Source organism: Ornithinimicrobium sp. F0845 (assembly GCF_023015765.1).
Classification (GTDB): domain Bacteria; phylum Actinomycetota; class Actinomycetes; order Actinomycetales; family Dermatophilaceae; genus Ornithinicoccus.
In genome coordinates this window covers 1-2,266 of record NZ_JALKAL010000029.1, presented here as the reverse complement: position 1 = coordinate 2,266, position 2,266 = coordinate 1, and the positions used below count along the sequence as shown (strand labels likewise).

The 2,266-nt window shown below is 65.9% G+C and carries 3 protein-coding genes; all 3 read left to right on the top strand.

All coding sequences use genetic code 11. The features are described 5' to 3' along the window. A partial coding sequence (locus tag MWU75_RS19565; RefSeq protein ID WP_281497559.1) for a sigma factor-like helix-turn-helix DNA-binding protein occupies positions 1-159 on the top strand: 159 nt, incomplete at its 5' end. Then, positions 156-773, top strand: coding sequence for a hypothetical protein (locus tag MWU75_RS19560; RefSeq protein ID WP_247094130.1), 618 nt, complete (start codon positions 156-158; stop codon positions 771-773). The genes MWU75_RS19565 and MWU75_RS19560, both read left to right, overlap by 4 nt. Positions 774-798: 25 nt before the next feature. After that, positions 799-1,074 (top strand): hypothetical protein, encoded by a 276-nt coding sequence (locus MWU75_RS19555; protein ID WP_247094128.1) that lies wholly within the window; start codon positions 799-801, stop codon positions 1,072-1,074. The last annotated feature ends 1,192 nt before the right edge of the window (positions 1,075-2,266 follow it).

Genomic DNA, 2,266 nt, shown 5'->3' with positions numbered 1-2,266 from the left:
CAGCGGCGCGTCGTCGTCCTTCGCTACTACTGCGACCTGTCCGAGAAGCAGGTAGCCGAGGAGATGGAGATGAGCCTGTCGGCAGTCAAGAGCACGGCCTCACGCGGGCTCAGTGCCCTTCGAGAGCACGTCACGGAAGTTGAGGAGTGGGCACGATGACGAAGACGGATGAGATCAGACTGGGCGAGGCCTTGCAATCGGTTCCGTCACCCTCGGGGCTGGGAGTGCCGACGGCCGACGTCCTGAGTCAAGCCAAGCAAACCAAGCGTCGCAAGACTGCCGTCACAGCGAGCATGACGACGCTTTCCGTCGCCGGTGTGACAGCCGTGGCCCTATGGGGTGGCCAGTTCCTCCTGCCCGAGACCGCGGAGACCTCGCCCGCTGGAGCGAGCAACCGGACCGTCGAGGCAGTTGCGACGCTCCCACCTGCGCCTGACTGGGCTGACGTCACATTCCTCACCGAACCTCGAACCGTCACCGGCACGGGGACGCAGACCGTGGACTTGGGCGCGAGGCCCGAGGGCGCGACGGGGGCCGGGATGCTTCTTGAATGCCTGAGTCCCGGTGAGTTCAGGTATCCCGATGGTGCCATCCTGATCTGCGATGAAGCCGACGCGGCGGGGTTGGCGACCACGGCCGACGACACCTACGTGGAAACGAGTTATGTCATCGACCTTGCCGAGAGCGTGGAGCAGATCGAGATTGGGGCGCCGGAGGGGGCCTCCTGGCGACTCACGACCTCCTACGTGACCACCGAGGTGGCGACCGACTAGGGCGTGAACGCCAAGGGCGAAACGTATGGCCTCGAGAACATCCACGGCTCCCCCGACCCTGATCCGGGTCTTCGCGACGAACGGGACGGTGGGCTATGCCTATGTGGCGGACATGAACATCGCCTGGGGTGAGCCGACCTCGCCCGAGCACGCACTGGAACTGCAGGAGGGGCGGGCCGGCGAGGGCGTGGCTGTCCCGGTCTATGAGCTCGACAGCGAGACTGTGATCGGCGAGTTCGTGGTCGGTGGCAGCGCGCCAGCGCTCCTCGACGACAGCGCCACCGTCATCTGGAATCACTGAAACAGGGCTAGCTCTCCGGAAAGCGCCGCACGAAACTGCCGCATCCCGGTAGTGTTCCGCCCGCGGCCGTGCAGCCGGTAAGGCACCACGCGGGTCTTCCCTCACGGGTAAGAGAGGGCTGCAAGTAGACCCCGGTGGTGCGCCGCCAGACGTGCGCATCTGCCGCCGGTCGTGCCCTTCTACGGGGTAGTGCTGTCGCGCCACGACTTGGCGGTTTCCTCGTCGTAGTACCGGCTGAAGCCACACCCCCATGCGATCGGTGAGTCCAGCGGCGCCCCTCCCCAACGCGGCTCACCGCTCATGAGCAAACGCGTTCCGACACCGAAGGGCATATCCCCCTCCGCGGTCCCCGCGCCGACCCCCTGCACGTCGACCGTGACCTCATTCGCGTCACCACCTACGAACCACTCACGTACTTCGAACGTGACACCCGCGAGGTTCAGGTCACCCCCGTCCCCCCGGTCGGAAACGGACGGACCCATGCGGACGACGATCCCATCAAAAGCGAAGTCGCGATTCTGGAGCGTCTTGAGCGAATACAACTCGACGCAAGAGGCCGCTCCACCATCTGGCAGCGGACCATGTTCGTCCTCTGGTGTGTGCTCGCTGCTGGCAGAACCGACTGCAGCTTTGTCCGAACTTTGACGGCCCGCAGTGCTCTCCGAGTCGTCGCTCCCGCAGGCGGACAGGATCAGACCAAGACTGAAAACCATCCCAGTGGCGGTGTGAAGTCGCATCGTGTGCTCCCGGTCGGCGTCGGCTCCACGTGAGACGCCCACTCAGCCGCCAGAGTTCCACCCCATCCGCACATCCTGTACTGCCGCGTTCGGCTCCGTCCGCCTGCGCAGGTGGGAACCCCGACAGCTCCCGTCGAGCAGTGGGCTCCCCGGACCCGGCCCGGCTTGAACGGGCAGCCACCCTCACCATGCGACGGGCGGGACGCACCCTTACCGGGAGGAGCGCCTAGGGCGGGCTCAATATCAGGGTACTGCCTGTCGTTCGGGCACCCAGGCCGGTTCACTGTCATGCCGCGGGTCGCTCCTTCACGGTCGCCCCTTCGGGGTGCGTCATACCGGCTCCCTTCTGTTGTCAAGGGGTCGGGATCGGCTCTTCTGAGGGTGCGTCGACGCTTGTCGCCGTCAAGGTCGTTCGTCCGGTGGGGCGCTGCACCTTGACGGCTCTGGCGCGTCGA